Annotated in this window: 11 protein-coding genes; 5 read left to right on the top strand and 6 right to left on the bottom strand. The window is 72.8% G+C overall.

Annotated features, from left to right (window positions below):
- Positions 1–184: 184 nt before the first annotated feature.
- Positions 185–415, top strand: coding sequence for a TM2 domain-containing protein (locus tag L3i22_RS44550; RefSeq protein WP_221323461.1), 231 nt, complete (start codon positions 185–187; stop codon positions 413–415).
- A 91-nt stretch (positions 416–506) separates the two neighbouring features.
- On the opposite strand, the gene L3i22_RS44545 is transcribed toward L3i22_RS44550, so the two are convergent.
- From L3i22_RS44545 to L3i22_RS44530, 4 genes are all read right to left on the bottom strand, one after another.
- Positions 507–1,691, bottom strand: coding sequence for a VWA domain-containing protein (locus L3i22_RS44545; protein WP_221323460.1), 1,185 nt, complete (start codon positions 1,689–1,691; stop codon positions 507–509).
- 333 nt (positions 1,692–2,024) lie between these two features.
- Positions 2,025–4,544, bottom strand: a complete 2,520-nt coding sequence (locus L3i22_RS44540) for a DUF5682 family protein (protein WP_221323459.1) — start codon at positions 4,542–4,544, stop codon at positions 2,025–2,027.
- Positions 4,537–5,598, bottom strand: a complete 1,062-nt coding sequence (locus L3i22_RS44535) for an AAA family ATPase (protein WP_221323458.1) — start codon at positions 5,596–5,598, stop codon at positions 4,537–4,539. The genes L3i22_RS44540 and L3i22_RS44535 overlap by 8 nt, the downstream gene beginning before the upstream one ends.
- Positions 5,599–5,649: 51 nt before the next feature.
- The gene (locus tag L3i22_RS44530; protein ID WP_221323457.1) at positions 5,650–8,541 is read right to left on the bottom strand and encodes an SWIM zinc finger family protein; all 2,892 of its coding nucleotides are present in this window, start codon (positions 8,539–8,541) and stop codon (positions 5,650–5,652) included.
- Positions 8,542–8,670: 129 nt separating this feature from the next.
- Here L3i22_RS44530 and L3i22_RS44525 point away from each other — a divergent pair, with 129 nt between their 5' ends.
- Positions 8,671–9,315: an NAD-dependent epimerase/dehydratase family protein gene (locus L3i22_RS44525; RefSeq protein WP_221323456.1), complete on the top strand. Its 645-nt coding sequence runs from the start codon at positions 8,671–8,673 to the stop codon at positions 9,313–9,315.
- Here the strand turns inward: L3i22_RS44525 and L3i22_RS44520 are convergent.
- Complete coding sequence (locus L3i22_RS44520; protein ID WP_255657621.1) at positions 9,293–10,336, bottom strand: EamA family transporter; 1,044 nt, start codon at positions 10,334–10,336, stop codon at positions 9,293–9,295. The two genes, L3i22_RS44525 and L3i22_RS44520, sit on opposite strands and share 23 nt — an antisense overlap.
- Before the next feature lie 74 nt (positions 10,337–10,410).
- On the opposite strand from L3i22_RS44520, the gene L3i22_RS44515 reads away from it, so the two are divergent.
- Positions 10,411–11,046, top strand: a complete 636-nt coding sequence (locus L3i22_RS44515; protein ID WP_255657620.1) for a MarR family winged helix-turn-helix transcriptional regulator — start codon at positions 10,411–10,413, stop codon at positions 11,044–11,046.
- Positions 11,047–11,093: 47 nt separating this feature from the next.
- Entirely contained in the window at positions 11,094–12,440 is a 1,347-nt protein-coding gene (locus L3i22_RS44510; protein ID WP_221323455.1) for an ATP/GTP-binding protein, read from the top strand.
- 207 nt (positions 12,441–12,647) lie between these two features.
- Here L3i22_RS44510 and L3i22_RS44505 read toward each other — a convergent pair whose 3' ends face one another.
- Positions 12,648–13,610, bottom strand: a complete 963-nt coding sequence (locus tag L3i22_RS44505) for a glutathione S-transferase family protein (protein WP_370644298.1) — start codon at positions 13,608–13,610, stop codon at positions 12,648–12,650.
- A 38-nt stretch (positions 13,611–13,648) separates the two neighbouring features.
- Between L3i22_RS44505 and L3i22_RS44500 the strand changes: the two genes are divergently transcribed.
- The gene (locus tag L3i22_RS44500) at positions 13,649–14,302 is read left to right on the top strand and encodes a TMEM175 family protein (RefSeq protein ID WP_221323453.1); all 654 of its coding nucleotides are present in this window, start codon (positions 13,649–13,651) and stop codon (positions 14,300–14,302) included.
- Positions 14,303–14,324 lie beyond the last annotated feature (22 nt).

Genomic DNA, 14,324 nt, shown 5'->3' with positions numbered 1-14,324 from the left:
CTTCGCCACCCCCGTCCATCGATGCGAGCCGGATCGGTGGCTCAACCGGACGGGCAGGCAGCCGTAACCGGGAGTCCATCTGCGCGATCTTCCGCGCCATTGACGAGTCCCGTATCCTCGTCCCTTCACGTCGATGATCAACTTCGACGTTTTCCCTGGAATAACGCTCCCGAGGAGATAACGCATGACCCAGGCCGTCGCCACCAGCAGCCCGAAGCAGGTAGGCCTCGCCTACGTGCTCTGGTTCTTCTTCGGCGCCATCGGCGTCCACCAGTTCTACCTGGGGAAGACCGGCCGTGGCCTGCTCTACCTGTTCACCCTCGGCATCCTCGGCATCGGCTGCCTGATCGACCTCTTCACCCTGCCCAGCCAGGTGCGCGAGGTCAACGCCAAGAACGGCGTCGCCGCCGTCTGAACCCCGGCGGTGTGACCCGGGCGCGGGACCGACCGGTCTCGCGCCCGGCTGCGTCCCGGCCTCGTCAAGGGCCTGAGCAGCCGGCCAGGTCTCAGCCCGCGGCGTTCTGCGCGGCGAAGCGCTCGGCGAACGCCATCAGGTCCCGCCGCTCGATCGCCGCCGCCATCAGCTCGGGAAACGCGTCCGGGGTACACGCGAACGCCGGCACCCCGAGCGCGGCCAGCGCCGCGGCGTTCTCGTGGTCGTAGGCCGGCGCACCCTCGTCGGAGAGCGCCAGCAACGCCACCACCTGCACCCCGGCGGCCGTCATCTCGGCCACCCGGCGCAGCATCTCGTCCCGCACGCCACCCTCGTACAGATCGCTGATCAGCACGAAGATGCTGTCCCGCGGCCGGGTGATCAACTGCTGGCTGTACCCGATCGCCCGGTTGATGTCCGTCCCACCGCCGAGCTGCGTGCCGAACAGCACCTCGACCGGGTCACTGAGCTGCTCGGTCAGGTCCACCACCGCGGTGTCGAAGACGACCAGCGACGTCCGCAGCGACCGCAGCGACGCCAGCACCGCCGCGAACACCCCGGAGAACACCACCGACGCGGCCATCGAGCCGGACTGATCAACACAGAGGACCACATCCCGCTGTACGGCGGTGGTCCGCCGCCCGTACCCGACCAGCCGCTCGGGGATCACCGTCCGGTGTGCCACCTGGTAGTGCTTGAGATTCGCCCGGATCGTCTTGTCCCAGTCGATGTCGGCGTGCCGCGGCCGGTTGATCCGGGCGGCCCGGTTCAGCGCCCCGGACACCGCGGCCCGGGTCTGCTGCGTGATCCGGCGCTGAAGCTGCTCGACCACCGTGCGGACCACCTGCCGGGCGGCGTCCTTGGTGGCGTCCGGCATCACCCGGTTCAGCGAGAGCAGCGTGCCGACCAGGTGCACGTCCGGCTCGACCGCGGCGAGCATCTCGGGCTCCAGCAGCAGCCGGGTCAGGTCGAGGCGCTCGATCGCGTCGGCCTGCATCACCTGGACGACGGTGCTCGGAAAGTACTCCCGGATGTCGCCGAGCCAGCGCGCCACCTTCGGCGCCGACCCGCCCAGCCCGGCCGATCGTTTCGCCGGCGGGCCGTCCCCGTCCCCACCCGCGTCGTACAGCGCGGCGAGCGCGCCGTCCATCGCCCCGTCGCGCCCCTCGGCCCGGCCCAGCGACTCCTCGGCGGCCCCGCCGAGCACGAGCCGCCACCGCCGCAGCCGCTCCCGGCCCGCGTCGTCGGCCTCAGCCATCGGCTCTCCCCGGGCGCCCGCCCGGACCCCGGCGACGAATTTCCGTGCCCTGACCAGCGTTATCCGTCCGGCCAATCCGACCACCCCCGGTCCTTCGCACGCCCTGGCCGTCCGCCCGTCCGGGGCGAGGCCGGCCCGCGCTGTCGGTCGTCTCCGTCGAATCGCCCACCGCGCCCGGATGCGAGAAGATCCGATCCGGGGGCGTCGCCGGCCCGGGACGCGGCCCGTCCGCCTTGTCCGGCGTCGGATGCGAGAACTGCAACTCCGCCGGCTCGGCCGTGTTCGCGTTCGACTCCGGCTCTTCGGAAGAGTGTGAAAAGAGTGCCGAATCGCTCATATGTCCTCCCGGACCTGGATGTCGCGCCCCAGCAGGGCACTCAACATGGGCAGCACCGAAACCGCCCGTTCCTCGTCGATCGCCGTGCTTCCGGCCTGGGCGGCACCGGCTCGTGGACCGGCCACCCGGTCGCCGATGGCCCGCCGCTCACCCGACTCGAACGTCCCGAACGTGCGCCGCAGCAGCGGAAGCACATCCTCGAACGCTTCGGGCGGCACGTCCGCCAGCCACTCGTCCACCAGCCCGAGCAGCGCGTCGTCGTGCACCAGCAGCAGCCCGCCACCGGCCAGGAAGCCCTCCACCCAGGCGGCCGCGTGCGCCGGCGGGGTGCCCACGGTCAGCGGCAGCCGCAACCTGCGGCGTACCTCGACGGCGTCCAGCCGGCCCGCGTCCAGCAGCAGCCGGGTCAATCGCCCGGCGGGCAGCCCGTGCAGATCCGGCCGTCGCGCCACTGACTCTACCGTGGCCAGCCACAACTCTCGCAGGTCGTCGTCGGCGAGCAGGCTGACCGCCTGGTGCACGCCGTCCATGCCGTCGCGCAGCTGCTTGGCCGCGTCGTCGGAGAGCGACCCGGCCGCCGACGGCAACCCGGCGCAGATCCGCTTCAGCAGGCTCGCCGTCACGGTGGCGAGCCCGGCCACGTCGGTGCGCCGGACATCGCCGTACCGCAACGTCCGGGCCAGCGCGGGCAGCGCCGCCATCAGGTGGTGGATGTCCGCGTCCAGCGCCGCCCGGGTGTCCAGCGCGGCCAGCACCTCCGGATACGCCTCCCCGAGGTCGGCGAGCAGGCACGTCTCCAGCAGCGCGGTCACGTCGGCGAGGGTCCGCGCCGTCCGGGCCCGCCGGATCACCCGCGCGGTCGCCGCGGCCGCCACCGTGGTGCCCCACATGCTGCCCTCGACCAGCCGCACCGCGAACTCCGGCTGCCATCGCAGCACCCACTCCTCGCGGAACGTCCCGGTCCCGCGCCGCTGGGCGGCCGGCTCACCCCACGGCACCGCCAGCGTCCGCAACCGGTGCAGCAGCCGGCTGCGCCGCAGGTCGATGTCCCTGCGCAGGTCGAGCTTCAGCTCCCGCTCGGTGGCCTCCGGCTTCAGCCGCAGGGTGCGCTGCTGCGCGGTCAGATCCCGGGCGAGCGGGACGGCCGGCATCTCGTCCGGCACCCCGCCGAGCCGCTCGCCGACCACCAGTCGCCGGTTGATCAGCGCGGTGCGCAGCGGCTCCCCGTCGCACATCACCGCCTCGGCGGCCTCGGTCACCTCGGCCAGCCCGGCCAGCGGCCGCCCCCGCAGCGTCGCCAGCGCCTCGGCCAGCCGCGTCGCCTCGATCACGTGCGCCGACGAGGTCGGCACGCCCTCGGCCCGCAGCACGCCCGCCGCCGCCACCAGCCACCGCGGCACGACCGAGTCCGCGCTCGCGAACAGATGGTGATACCACCCCGGCGACGTCACCCCGGCGCCATAGCCCGACCACGAGGCCAGCCGCCCGTACGTCCAGGGCACCCAGGTGAACGCGACCTTGCCCTTGCGGCGCCCCTTGAGCAGCGCGGTGTCGTCCTTGATCGGCACCTTCCGGGTCAGCGCCGGCACGTGCCACGCCCCGCAGACCACGGCGATGTTCTCGTGCTTGCGCCGGACCTCGCGCAGCACGGTCCGCATGTAGGCCTCCCGCAGCAGGTCGTCCGGATCCTCCGGTGCCCCTTCCCGGATCGCCGCCATCGCCTCCGCGATCGCCTCGAACACCGGCACACCCCGGTGCTCGACGACGTCCTCCCACCAGCGCTCGGGATCGTCATAACCGGCCGCGGTGGCCAGCTCCCCGATCGGATCCACCGGCCTGACCCGCCCGACCTCGTCGTGATCAGCGGTGGTCCCGGCAGGCTCCCCACTCACCCTTTCCACCATTTCCCCGGGTACGGCGGAATCCCCGCCCCCACCCGTCCCGCCGCCCGCGGCGCCATCGCCAGCCGCGCCATCGCCGGCCGCGCCATCGCCCGCGGCGTCCCCGCCGGCCGCGTCATCGCCTGCCGCGTCCCCGCCAGCTGCGCTCGCGGCCGCCGCGTCCCCGCCGGCCGCCGCGTCCATCCCGCCGGGCAGGCTCGGCTGGTCGGACCCGGCTTCCACGGACGCCTCGCCAGCCGCGCCCGGGTCGTCCGACCCGTCCCCGTCCGGTGGACCCGCCGGCCCACCGGGGTCGGACGCGCCCACCCGATACGCGTAGGGCAGGTCGAAGAAGCGGACCGGCACCCCGTTGCTCACCGCCCACCGGATGGCCTGCCACTCCGGCGAGAACACCGCGAACGGCCAGAACGCCGCCCGCCCCGGATCCTCCGCCGCATAGCCCAGCAGCGCGACCGGCGGCTCCAGCCCCTCCGAGGCCACCCAGCGGACCAGCGCGTCAGCCTCCGGCGGCCCCTCCACCAGGAGGATCTCCGGTTGCTGGGCGATCAACTCCCGCACCACCGCCCGGGCCGACCCGGGCCCGTGATGCCGGACCCCGTAGAACTTCTCAGGCATCGCGCGCGGCCCGGTAGAAATCCAGCCAGTCCGGCCGCTCCCGGACCACGGTCTCCAGATACTCCCGCCAGACGACGGCGTCGGACACCGGGTCCTTGATCACCGCGCCGACGATGCCGGACGCCACGTCAGCCGGGTGCAGCGTGCCGTCGCCGAAGTGGGCGGCCAGCGCCAGCCCGTTGGTGATCACCGAGATCGCCTCCGCCGTGGACAGCGTGGCGGTCGGCGATTTCAGCTTGGTGCGCCCGTCCTCGGTCAGCCCGCTCCGCAGCTCGCGGAAGACCGTCACGACCCGGCGGATCTCCGCCAGCGCGGCCGGCACCTCGGGCAGCTCCAGCGACCGGCCGAGCTGCGCCACCCGCCGGGCCACGATCTCCACCTCGTCGTCGGCGCTGGCCGGCATCGGCAGCACGACCGTGTTGAACCGCCGCCGCAGCGCGCTGGACAGCTCGTTCACCCCGCGGTCGCGGTCGTTCGCGGTGGCGATCAGGTTGAAGCCGCGCTGCGCCTGGGTCTCGGTGTTCAGCTCCGGGATCGGCAGGGTCTTCTCGGACAGGATGGTGATCAACGCGTCCTGCACGTCGGACGGCACCCGGGTGAGCTCCTCCAGCCGGGCGATCGACCCGGTCCGCATGGCCCGCATGATCGGGCTCGGCACCAGCGCGGCGTCGGTCGGGCCGTCGGCGAGCAGGCGGGCGTAGTTCCACCCGTACCGGATAGCCTCCTCGGCCGTGCCGGCGGTGCCCTGCACCAGCAGCGTCGAGTCGCCGGAGACGGCCGCCGCCAGGTGCTCGGAGACCCAGGTCTTGGCGGTGCCGGGCACGCCGAGCAGCAGCAGCGCCCGATCGGTGGCCAGGGTGGAGACGGCCACCTCGATCAGGCGGCGCGGCCCCACATACTTCGGGGTGATCTTCGCGCCGTCGCCGAGCAGATAGGTCACCACGGCCTGCGGCGACAGCCGCCACCCGGGCGGCCGGGGCCGCTCGTCGGTGGCGGCCAGCTGAGCGAGCTCGTCGGCGTACTGATCCTCGGCGTGCGGTCGCAGCGCGGTCACGTGAACTCCTGCATCTCCGGGGCCTGCCCATCGGGTGGTACGAACAGCAAACTACCGCCGGGGTGTGACATTTTCGGGCGCCGGACCGCCCGTTCGTGGCGGGGCGTCCGGATCGGTCAGCTCACGCCGCATCTCCTCGCGGAACACCAGCGTGCGGGCCAGATCGGCGACCGGGCGGACCCGGCTCGGGTCGAGTTCCGGCTCCAGCTGGGCGGCCAGCCGGCCGGTGAGATCGGCATAGTCCGGCGGCATCGCCAGCGCGGCCGTCCGGCACAGCTCGCCGAGCTGCCAGGTGTGCCGATCGGTCCGCGCCCGGTGCGCGATCGTCTCCAGCACGGTCACGCTGAGCGGCTCCGGCCACGGCCCGGGGTGCAGCGCGAGCAGCCGGTGCGCCGTCCCGTCCTCGGTGCGCAGCGCCTCGGCGGCCAGCCGGGCCAGCACGCCCGGCGGCAGCACCAGGTGCAGGTCCCACCGCACCGCCTCGCGCAGCACGCCCGCGTCGGCGGCCAGCAGTGTCGCCGCCCAGCGCGCGTCGCCCTGCGTGATGGCGGCCTTGGCCCACCCGTGCAGCAGCGGCGTCGCCCAGTCGTTTCCCCTGGCCAGCGCCAGGTAGCCACTCGGCTCCAGCTCGGTCCACGAGTCCAGCGGCGCGCCCGCGACCACCTCTTCCAGCAGCCACGCCCCGGCGCCGGTGCCGTGCGCGGGAGTGGCGCCCACCCCGTCCCGGCGCAGCGCCGCGTCCAGCTCCTCGGGTGGCTGGACGGCCAGCCGGGCCGGATCGCTGAGCACCAGCCGCACCGCGGTGTGCGCCCGCTGCCGCATCCGCCCGCCGAGCGCCGCCCCGGGCAGCCGGCGCAGCAGCTCGACGGCGGTCTGCCGAACCTCCTTGCGGCGGTCGTCCAGCGCCCGTTCCAGCAGCTCCTCGTCGTCGCGGGCGAGCCCGTCGGCGAACGTGTTCAGGAACCGGGCGCGATCGTCCGAGGAGTCGCTCGCCCAGGTGCTCGCCACCAGCTCACGGGCCCGGCCGGGATCGGCGCGGCGCAGCGTGATCAGGTGGCCCAGACGCTCCGAGCCGGTCGCGGTGGACCAGTTGGCCACCGTGACCGGCGCGGCCTCGTCGAGCAGCCAGCGCCAGTCGGCGCGCTGCCCGGCCAGCCAGCCGCCGCGCCGTCCGGCGACCCGGGCCACATCGGCCCGGACCGTGGTGTTCCGCCGGGCCGCGTCCAGCAGCGCCGGCAGCATCATCGGCGGCACGACCCCGCCCCGCTCCGCCGCCGCGGCGAGCCACTGCGCCAGCAACTCCTGCTCCAGATGGGCGCCACCGGGAGCGCCGCCGCGCAGAATCCGCCCCAGCCGCACCCCGGCGGCGACCGGCAGCGCGGGGGCGGTCTCCACCGGCGCGGCCACGACCGGCACCTTCGCCGGCACCGGCCGGAACCCGGCCCGCCGCGTCGCCAGAGCCACCGCCGCCGCGTCCAGCAGGGCCACCGCCGGCGACGGCCGCGCCGCCGCATCCGACTCGGCGGGCCCGGCCCGGTCCAGGTCGACCCGGACCGCCCCGACCCGGACCGGGTGCCCCGGCCACGGCCGCCGGGCCGTCCCGACCAGCGCCGCCGCCAGCACCTCGGGCGGCAACTCCGCCGCCCGCGGCGCCCCCGGATCCGGCATCGCCGGCCCGGCCGGCACGAACTCGCCGGTCACCCACGCGGCCAGCGGGCGCAACCCGCCGGGCGACCACTCCGCCGCCACCGCGGCCGGCCGGCCACCCGCGGCCGCGAGCAGCCACCAGGGCTCCCGAAACCCCGCGGCCAGCGGCAACGCGTCGCCGGCGGAGTCCACCAGGAAGCCGTCGGCGGTCGGCGTGACACCGCCGAGCAGCATCGCTCCGTCGTACCGAAACGGCTCAGCGGCCAGGAGCACGGACCACCGGGAGAGAGCCGCCCGGACCGACCCGGCGCCGTCCGGCGAGCCGAACGGCTCGGCGGCGCTGTCGCGGGTGGCGACCAGCGCCCGCAAGGGCGCCGAACCCGGATAGAAACAGAGGTCACCGCGGAACTCGGTGCCGGGCACGAGGTCGGCGGTGAGGGCTTGCCCGGGCGCGGCGAACGACAGCACCAGCGCGAACCGGGACGTCGAGGAGCCGTGCAGCCACGTCCGCCGGGTGGTCAGCGTGCCGTCGTCGGTGTCGTGCTGCCCGAGCACCTGCCATCGGTCGCTGACCCGGGGCCCGGCCAGCACCTCCTCGGCCGAGGTGGGGAAGCCGATCCGGGACCGGACGGTGGCGGCGGTGGCCGGGTCGAGAGCGCCGAGCCGATCGTGACCGGCGATCAGGAGATGCAGCATGGCCAGCTCGCCGAGCAGCCGGTCGGCCCACTGCGGGCCGATGCCGGCGATGTCGCCGAGCCGGCGGACCACCCCCGCCACGCCCGGCGCCTGGGCGTCGACCAGGCGCGCGGCGACCGGATCGAACACCTGGTGACCATGCTTCCCGAGCCCGGCCAGGCCCTGCTCGACCTGGTCGTCGAGCCAGCGGCGCAGCTCGATCATGCCGCCGGCGACCCGCTCGGCACGCTCCCGGGCGCGTTTCGCGGCGGCCACCGGATCGGGCGTCGAGGCCTCCTTCGGCTTCGCCCGCGCGGCCCGCATGGCCTGCCACTTGGTGACCCATTCGGGCGCCGGCTCGTCGCCCACGCCGGCCTCGGCCCAGTGCAGCAGCAGGCCGACCGCGTGCTTGCAGGGCGCCTGGAAGCTGGGGCAGGAGCACTTGAACGCGGGCCCGGCCAGGTCGGCCGCGACCTGATAGCCCCGGCAGAGTCCCCAGAGAATGTCGTCGAGCAGCCCGGTGGAACCGAACTGCCCGGCCACGCCACGGGCACGCTTGAGCGCGGCGGCGTCGGGGGCCAGCGACTCGGCCTGGGCGATGGACCATCGTTCTGCGGACACGAGAAAGACCCTAGGCCGGAGGTACGACGTTTTGCCGTCGCCCCGGATCGCCTGTGGACAACCGGCTGCTGTGGATAACCGGCGTTCTGTCGGACCGGCGAGGCAGACTGTCGGGCAGGAGGTGCGCGCATGCGGGTGATCGTGTTCGGGGCGACCGGGATGGTCGGGCAGGGTGTGCTGCGGGAGTGCCTGCTCGCGCCCGATGTGACAGAGGTGCTGGTGGTGACCCGGTCGGCGACCGGGGTCCGGCATCCGAAGCTCCGCGAGCTGACCGTCACCGACTTCACCGACCTCAGCCCGGTCAAGGACGAGCTGACCGGCTACGACGCCTGTTTCTACTGTCTCGGCGTCTCGTCGGTCGGCCTGGACGAGGCTGCGTATTCGCGGGTGTCCTACGACTTCCCGGCCGCTGCCGCCCGCACGCTCGCCGCGCTGAGCCCGGAGATGACGTTCATCTACGTCTCCGGCGCCGGCACCGACGCGGGCAGCCGCCTGATGTGGGCCCGGGTCAAGGCCCGGACCGAGGACGAGGTGCTGGCGCTGTTCCGTAACGGGTACGCGTTCCGCCCCGGGTTCATCCAGCCCACGCACGGCGCCCGGTCGAAAACCGGGTGGTACAACGCCGTCTACACCGTCACCGCTCCGCTGTTGCCGCTGCTCAGCCGCGTTGCGCCGGAGCAGTTCACCAGCACCGACGCGATCGGCCGGGCGATGCTCCGCGCGGTCCGCACCGGCTTCCCCCGCCGCATCGTCACGAGCGGGGACATGAAATGACCGCGTCCTCAGCCCGAGCCGGCCCCGCCCCGGCAGTCGGCGACCCGGCCCCGGCGAGAGAAGCGCCGGCGTGAACAGCGCCGGCGTGAACAGCGCCGGCGTGAACAGCGCCGGCATGCGACGGCCCGGCAACGGTCCGGGATGACCGGGCGTGGGCTCGGACGGGCCGGCCCCACAGCGCCCGCACGCTCGACGACTGCCCGAGAAGAACCGCGCCGAAGGCGACGATCGTGCCGCTGACCTGCACCGGGGTCAGCGATTGCCCGAGCGCGGCCCACCCGATCACGGTCGCCGTCACCGGCGAGAGGAGGCTCAGCAGCGACACCCGCGCGGCCGGCAGCCGGTCCAGCCCACGGAACCACAACGTGTAGGCGAGTGCGGTGCCGATCAGCGACAGATATCCGTACCCCAGCAGGTTTTTGCCGGTGAGCGAGGCTGGCAGGCCCTCGCCGATCAGCATGATCGGGATCAGCGCCAGGCCACCCGCGGTGAGCTGCCATCCGGTCGCGGTGAGCAGCGAGACGCCGGGTCGGCCCCACCGCTTGGTCAGCACCAGGCCGACGGCCATCGACGCGGCCCCGGCCAGCCCGGCGACGATCCCGATCGGGTCGAGGCGGGCGGCCGCGGTCAGGACCGCGAGGGCGACGCCGACGGCGCCGAGCAAACCCGCGATCACGGTACGGAGGGCGACCCGCTCGGCCAGCAGCAGCGCGGACAGCCCGGCCACCAGCAGCGGCTGCACTGCCCCGAGCACCGCCGCCATCCCGCCCGGCAGCCGGTAGGCGCTGGCGAACAGCAGCGCGAAGAAGAACCCGATGTTGAGCGCCCCGAGCACCGCGGACTTCCACCACCACGCCCCACGCGGAAGTTTCCGCGTCATGGCGAGCAGCAGCAGCCCGGCCGGCAGCGCCCGCAACACCCCGCTGAGCAGCGGCCTCCCGGGCGGCAGAAGCTCGGTGGTGATCGCGTAGGTGGTGCCCCAGACAGCCGGGGTAAGGGCCGTGACCAGTAGGACGCGCATCTCAACTCCCTCGCCGCAAAGTATCTCGACATCAAGATAACTCACATCGAGAAGTCCGTCATCAAGAAACTCGAGTGCGTGACAATGACGGCATGATCGAGCGCGAGCCGGACCCGGCCACGAACCCCCGCCCGGCCCCGGCCGGCAAGGGCAGCGAGGACAACAGCGAGCCGGCCCCAGGTGGCAAGGGCGGCGAGGGCAACAGCGAGCGCAGGAGCAACAGGGCCGGCGGCGACGACGTCGACCGGATCCTGGCCCAGTGGGCGACCGAGCGCCCCGACCTGGACACCACCGCGATGGGCGTCTTCGGCCGCCTGCAGCGCGTCGCCCGGATCGCCGGCGACACCCAGGAGCGCGCCTACGCGACCTTCGGCATCGGCCGCCCCGAGTTCGACGTGCTCGCCACCCTGCGCCGCTCCGGCCCGCCCTACCAGCTCTCCCCGGGCGCCCTGGCGGCGTCGATGATGCTCAGCACCGGCGGCACCACGGCCCGCCTCGACCGCCTGGAGAAGGCCGGCCTGGTCGCCCGCTCACCCGACCCGTCCGACCGCCGCGCCATCCTGGTCCGCCTCACCGACCGGGGCTTCGCCGTCGCCGACCGGGCGGTGACCGCCGGCCTCGCCGAGCAGCAGCGCCTGCTCGCCCACCTGACCCCGGCCCAGCAGACCCAGCTCTCCGAACTGCTCCGCCGTCTCCTCGGTGGCTTCTGAACGCTGTTTCATTGGAGTAATCGCGGAAATCCTGCAAAAATCAGCCTGTGGTCGATGAATCGGCATTCCCTGAGGCGTCCGTGCTGTTGGCGTTCCGGGCCGGCAACGTGCGCTCTTTCGCTGAGCCGTTCGAGTTGAGCCTGCTCGCCACCACGATGGCCAAGAAGGAGGGCGTGCGCCAGGTGACCTGGCGGCAGGGCGGGCGGCCGCTCGGTGTTCTGCCGGTGGCCGGGATCTTCGGGGCGAACGCGTCGGGCAAGAGCAACGTCCTGCGTGCCATGAACGACATGCGGCTGCATGTGTTGCACTCCTTCCGGTCGAGCAGTCCGACCGGTGGGATCCTCCGGCGGCCGTACTCGCTGGAGCCCGCATATCGCTCGGCGCCCTCCCGCTTCGAGATCGACCTGGTGTTGCACGGGGTCCGGCATGAGTACGGGTTCGTTCTCGACGATGCGAAAGTCCTCGAGGAGTGGGCCTACCACTACCCACGAGGGCGTCCCGCGCTGCTGTTCCATCGCCGCCCCGAGGGTGTGGACCTCGGGTCCGCCGATCGGGCGAAGGGGCGCGCCGTCCTCGAGTTGCTCCGGCCCAACGCCTTGTTTCTCTCCACCGCCGCGTCGGCCAACCATGGCGGGCTGCTCCCGCTCTACGCCTGGTTCGAGCGGAACCTCTTGCTGGCGGAAGCCGGCAGCCGCCCGTTCCGGCAGGCGGTCACCGCGCAGTTGCTGGACGACGCGACGATGCGCAATCGCGTGCTCGACCTGCTCCGGGCAGCCGACTTGGGGATCACCGGCGCGCGTCAGATCGAGCCCGACCCGGTGACCCGGGAGCGGATGCAGCGCGCCTTACGCATCATTCTCGGCCGGGAGGAGGAGCCGGACGGCTTGGCCGACGGAACGGATATCTCCTCCTTCGGTGTCGCGTTGACGCACCGCGGAGCGGATGCCGAGGTCGACATGGACGCGGAGGACGAGTCGCTCGGCACCCTGGTGTGGTTCGGACTGGTCGGCCCGGTCGTCAGCGCGCTTGCCACCGGCGCTGTGATGCTCGCCGACGAATTGGACTCGAGCCTGCATCCAGCCTTGGTGGCGCAATTGGTTCGCCTTTTCCAGGATCAGCGCAGCAACCCCCGGCGGGCTCAACTGATCTTCAATTCGCATGACGCCGCGCTTCTCGGTGACACCGGTGAGGAATCCGCGCTCGGGCGCGATCAGGTGTGGTTCACCGAGAAGTCCGGTGGCGCGTCACGGTTGTACCCGCTGTCCGATCTTGCCCCGCGCAAGGACGAGGCGGTCGGGAAACGCTACCTGGCCGGCCGGTACGGAGCCGTCCCGATCCTTTCCCACGGCCAGTTCGTCGCGGCTATCGGCGACCTGACCCCGGGTGTCGAGTGAGCCGCAGCGGCCCGCCGACCCGGCGGGTGACCTCGTCGGCTCAGCGGCCCGAGATCCTGGTCTTGCTGGCGGCCCGTCACGACGCCGCCGTTCAGCGGGCCGTTCGACTGGACGCGAAGCACGCGGGTGACGGTTCGCCGCCGGGCGCGAATCCGAGTTCCGGTATCTGGCCGCTGGTGAACCGCATCCGCGGCGTTTGACGGTCCGCTATCCCGCCACTCGAACCGGGGGAGTGCCGGTGCCGAAGGGGTGGCCGCCCAGGGATTCGCGGCCGTGTGGGGTCAGCCAGCCGGTGACGTCCGGGCCGGCCGGGATGATGCCGGTCGGGTTGATCGTGCGGTGCACCACGTAGTAGTGCTCCTTGATCTGGTCGAAGTCGATCGTGTCGCCGAAGCCCGGCGTCTGGAACAGGTCCCGCGCATAGGCCCACAGCACCGGCATCTCGCTCAGCTTCGACCGATTGCACTTGAAATGCCCGTGATAGACCGCGTCGAAGCGGGCCAGCGTGGTGAACAGCCGTACGTCGGCCTCGGTTATCGCCTCTCCGACGAGGAACCGCTGGCCTTTCAGACGCTCGGAAAGCCAATCCAGACGATCGAACAATTGCCGGTACGCCTTGTCGTAGGCCCCCTGTGAGGTCGCGAACCCGGCCCGGTACACGCCGTTGTTCACGTCCCGGAACACCACGTCGTTGACCGCGTCGATCTCCGCGCGCAGGTCGGCCGGGTACAACTGGGGCGCGCCCGGCCGGTGGTACGCCGCCCATTCCAGCGACAGGTCGATGGTGATCTGCGCGAAGTCGTTGGTGACCACCGCCCCGCTCGGCACATCCACGATCGCGGGCACGGTGATGCCTTTCTCGTACCCGGGAAATCTGGTGAAGAACGCCTCCTGCAACCGCTCGATCCCGAGGACCGGGTCGCGCCCGCCCGGGTCGAGGTCGAAGGTCCAGCTCCGCTCGTCGTGCGTGGGCCCGGCGACGCCCATCGAGAGCACGTCCTCGAGGCCGAGCAGGCGCCGCACGATGATCGACCGGTTGGCCCAGGGGCAGGCGCGGCTGACCACCAGGCGGTAGCGGCCGGGCTCGACCGGATAGCCGTCGCGTCCGTCGGCGGTGATGCGCGTGGCGATGTAACGCTGGTCACGGGTGTACTCGCCGGAGCTCGTCATACCGACCATCGTGCATCGGGGAACTTCATAATGTCGCGATGACCGAACCGGAAGAACCGGCCAGCTCCCCGGAGCGCCTCGTCCTCTTCACCGACGCGGTGGCCGCGATCGCGATCACCCTGCTCGTCCTGCCGCTCCTGGAGACGCTCGCGGACATCGACGAGGGGGTGACACTGCCCGAGCTGCTGCGCGAGAACCTGCCCGGGCTGGCCGCGTTCCTGCTGGGCTTCGCGGTGATCTTCCGGTTCTGGTGGGGGCACCACCGGGTGTTCGGGCACGTGTCCCGGCTGCGCCCGACGGTGGTGTACCTGAGCGGCCTCTGGACGCTGGCGATCGTGATGCTGCCGATCCAGACCGCGTTGATCACGCACTTCGAGGCGTCCAGTGGCACCGTCGCGCTGTACTGCGGAAACCTGGTCCTGGCCAGCGGGTCGCTGGCGGTGCTGTCGATCTACGTCTACCGGCATCCGGAGCTGAGCGCCGGGCGCACGCCGCTCCCGCGCGAGGAGGTGATCAGCACGCTGGCGGTGGTCGTGGCGCTGCTGCTCGCCCTGGTGATCGGCTCGTTGTTCCCGCGGGTCAACTTCTGGGCGCTGTTCCTGATGTTCCTCACCGGCCCGGCCCACCGCCTGTTCCGGACCCGCTGGCGCGGCAAACAGCCGGTCGCCGCACCGACCCGGCCGGCCGCCTGATCCGGACCGGCTGGCGCGGCAC

Origin of the sequence: Actinoplanes sp. L3-i22, assembly GCF_019704555.1 — a bacterium.
GTDB lineage: Bacteria > Actinomycetota > Actinomycetes > Mycobacteriales > Micromonosporaceae > Actinoplanes.
The sequence above is the reverse complement of the archived record's forward strand: the minus strand, read 5'-3'. Positions and strand labels throughout refer to the sequence as shown.

What these genes read in the sequence shown, in the direction of transcription:
- L3i22_RS44540 (WP_221323459.1), bottom strand. Translation starts at nt 4,544, where the DNA reads ATGCCTGAGAAGTTCTACGGGGTCCGGCATCACGGGCCCGGGTCGGCC.
- L3i22_RS44500 (WP_221323453.1), top strand. Translation starts at nt 13,649, where the DNA reads ATGACCGAACCGGAAGAACCGGCCAGCTCCCCGGAGCGCCTCGTCCTC.
- L3i22_RS44525 (WP_221323456.1), top strand. Translation starts at nt 8,671, where the DNA reads ATGCGGGTGATCGTGTTCGGGGCGACCGGGATGGTCGGGCAGGGTGTG.
- L3i22_RS44520 (WP_255657621.1), bottom strand. Translation starts at nt 10,336, where the DNA reads ATGCGCGTCCTACTGGTCACGGCCCTTACCCCGGCTGTCTGGGGCACC.
- L3i22_RS44505 (WP_370644298.1), bottom strand. Translation starts at nt 13,610, where the DNA reads ATGACGAGCTCCGGCGAGTACACCCGTGACCAGCGTTACATCGCCACG.
- L3i22_RS44550 (WP_221323461.1), top strand. Translation starts at nt 185, where the DNA reads ATGACCCAGGCCGTCGCCACCAGCAGCCCGAAGCAGGTAGGCCTCGCC.
- L3i22_RS44545 (WP_221323460.1), bottom strand. Translation starts at nt 1,691, where the DNA reads ATGGCTGAGGCCGACGACGCGGGCCGGGAGCGGCTGCGGCGGTGGCGG.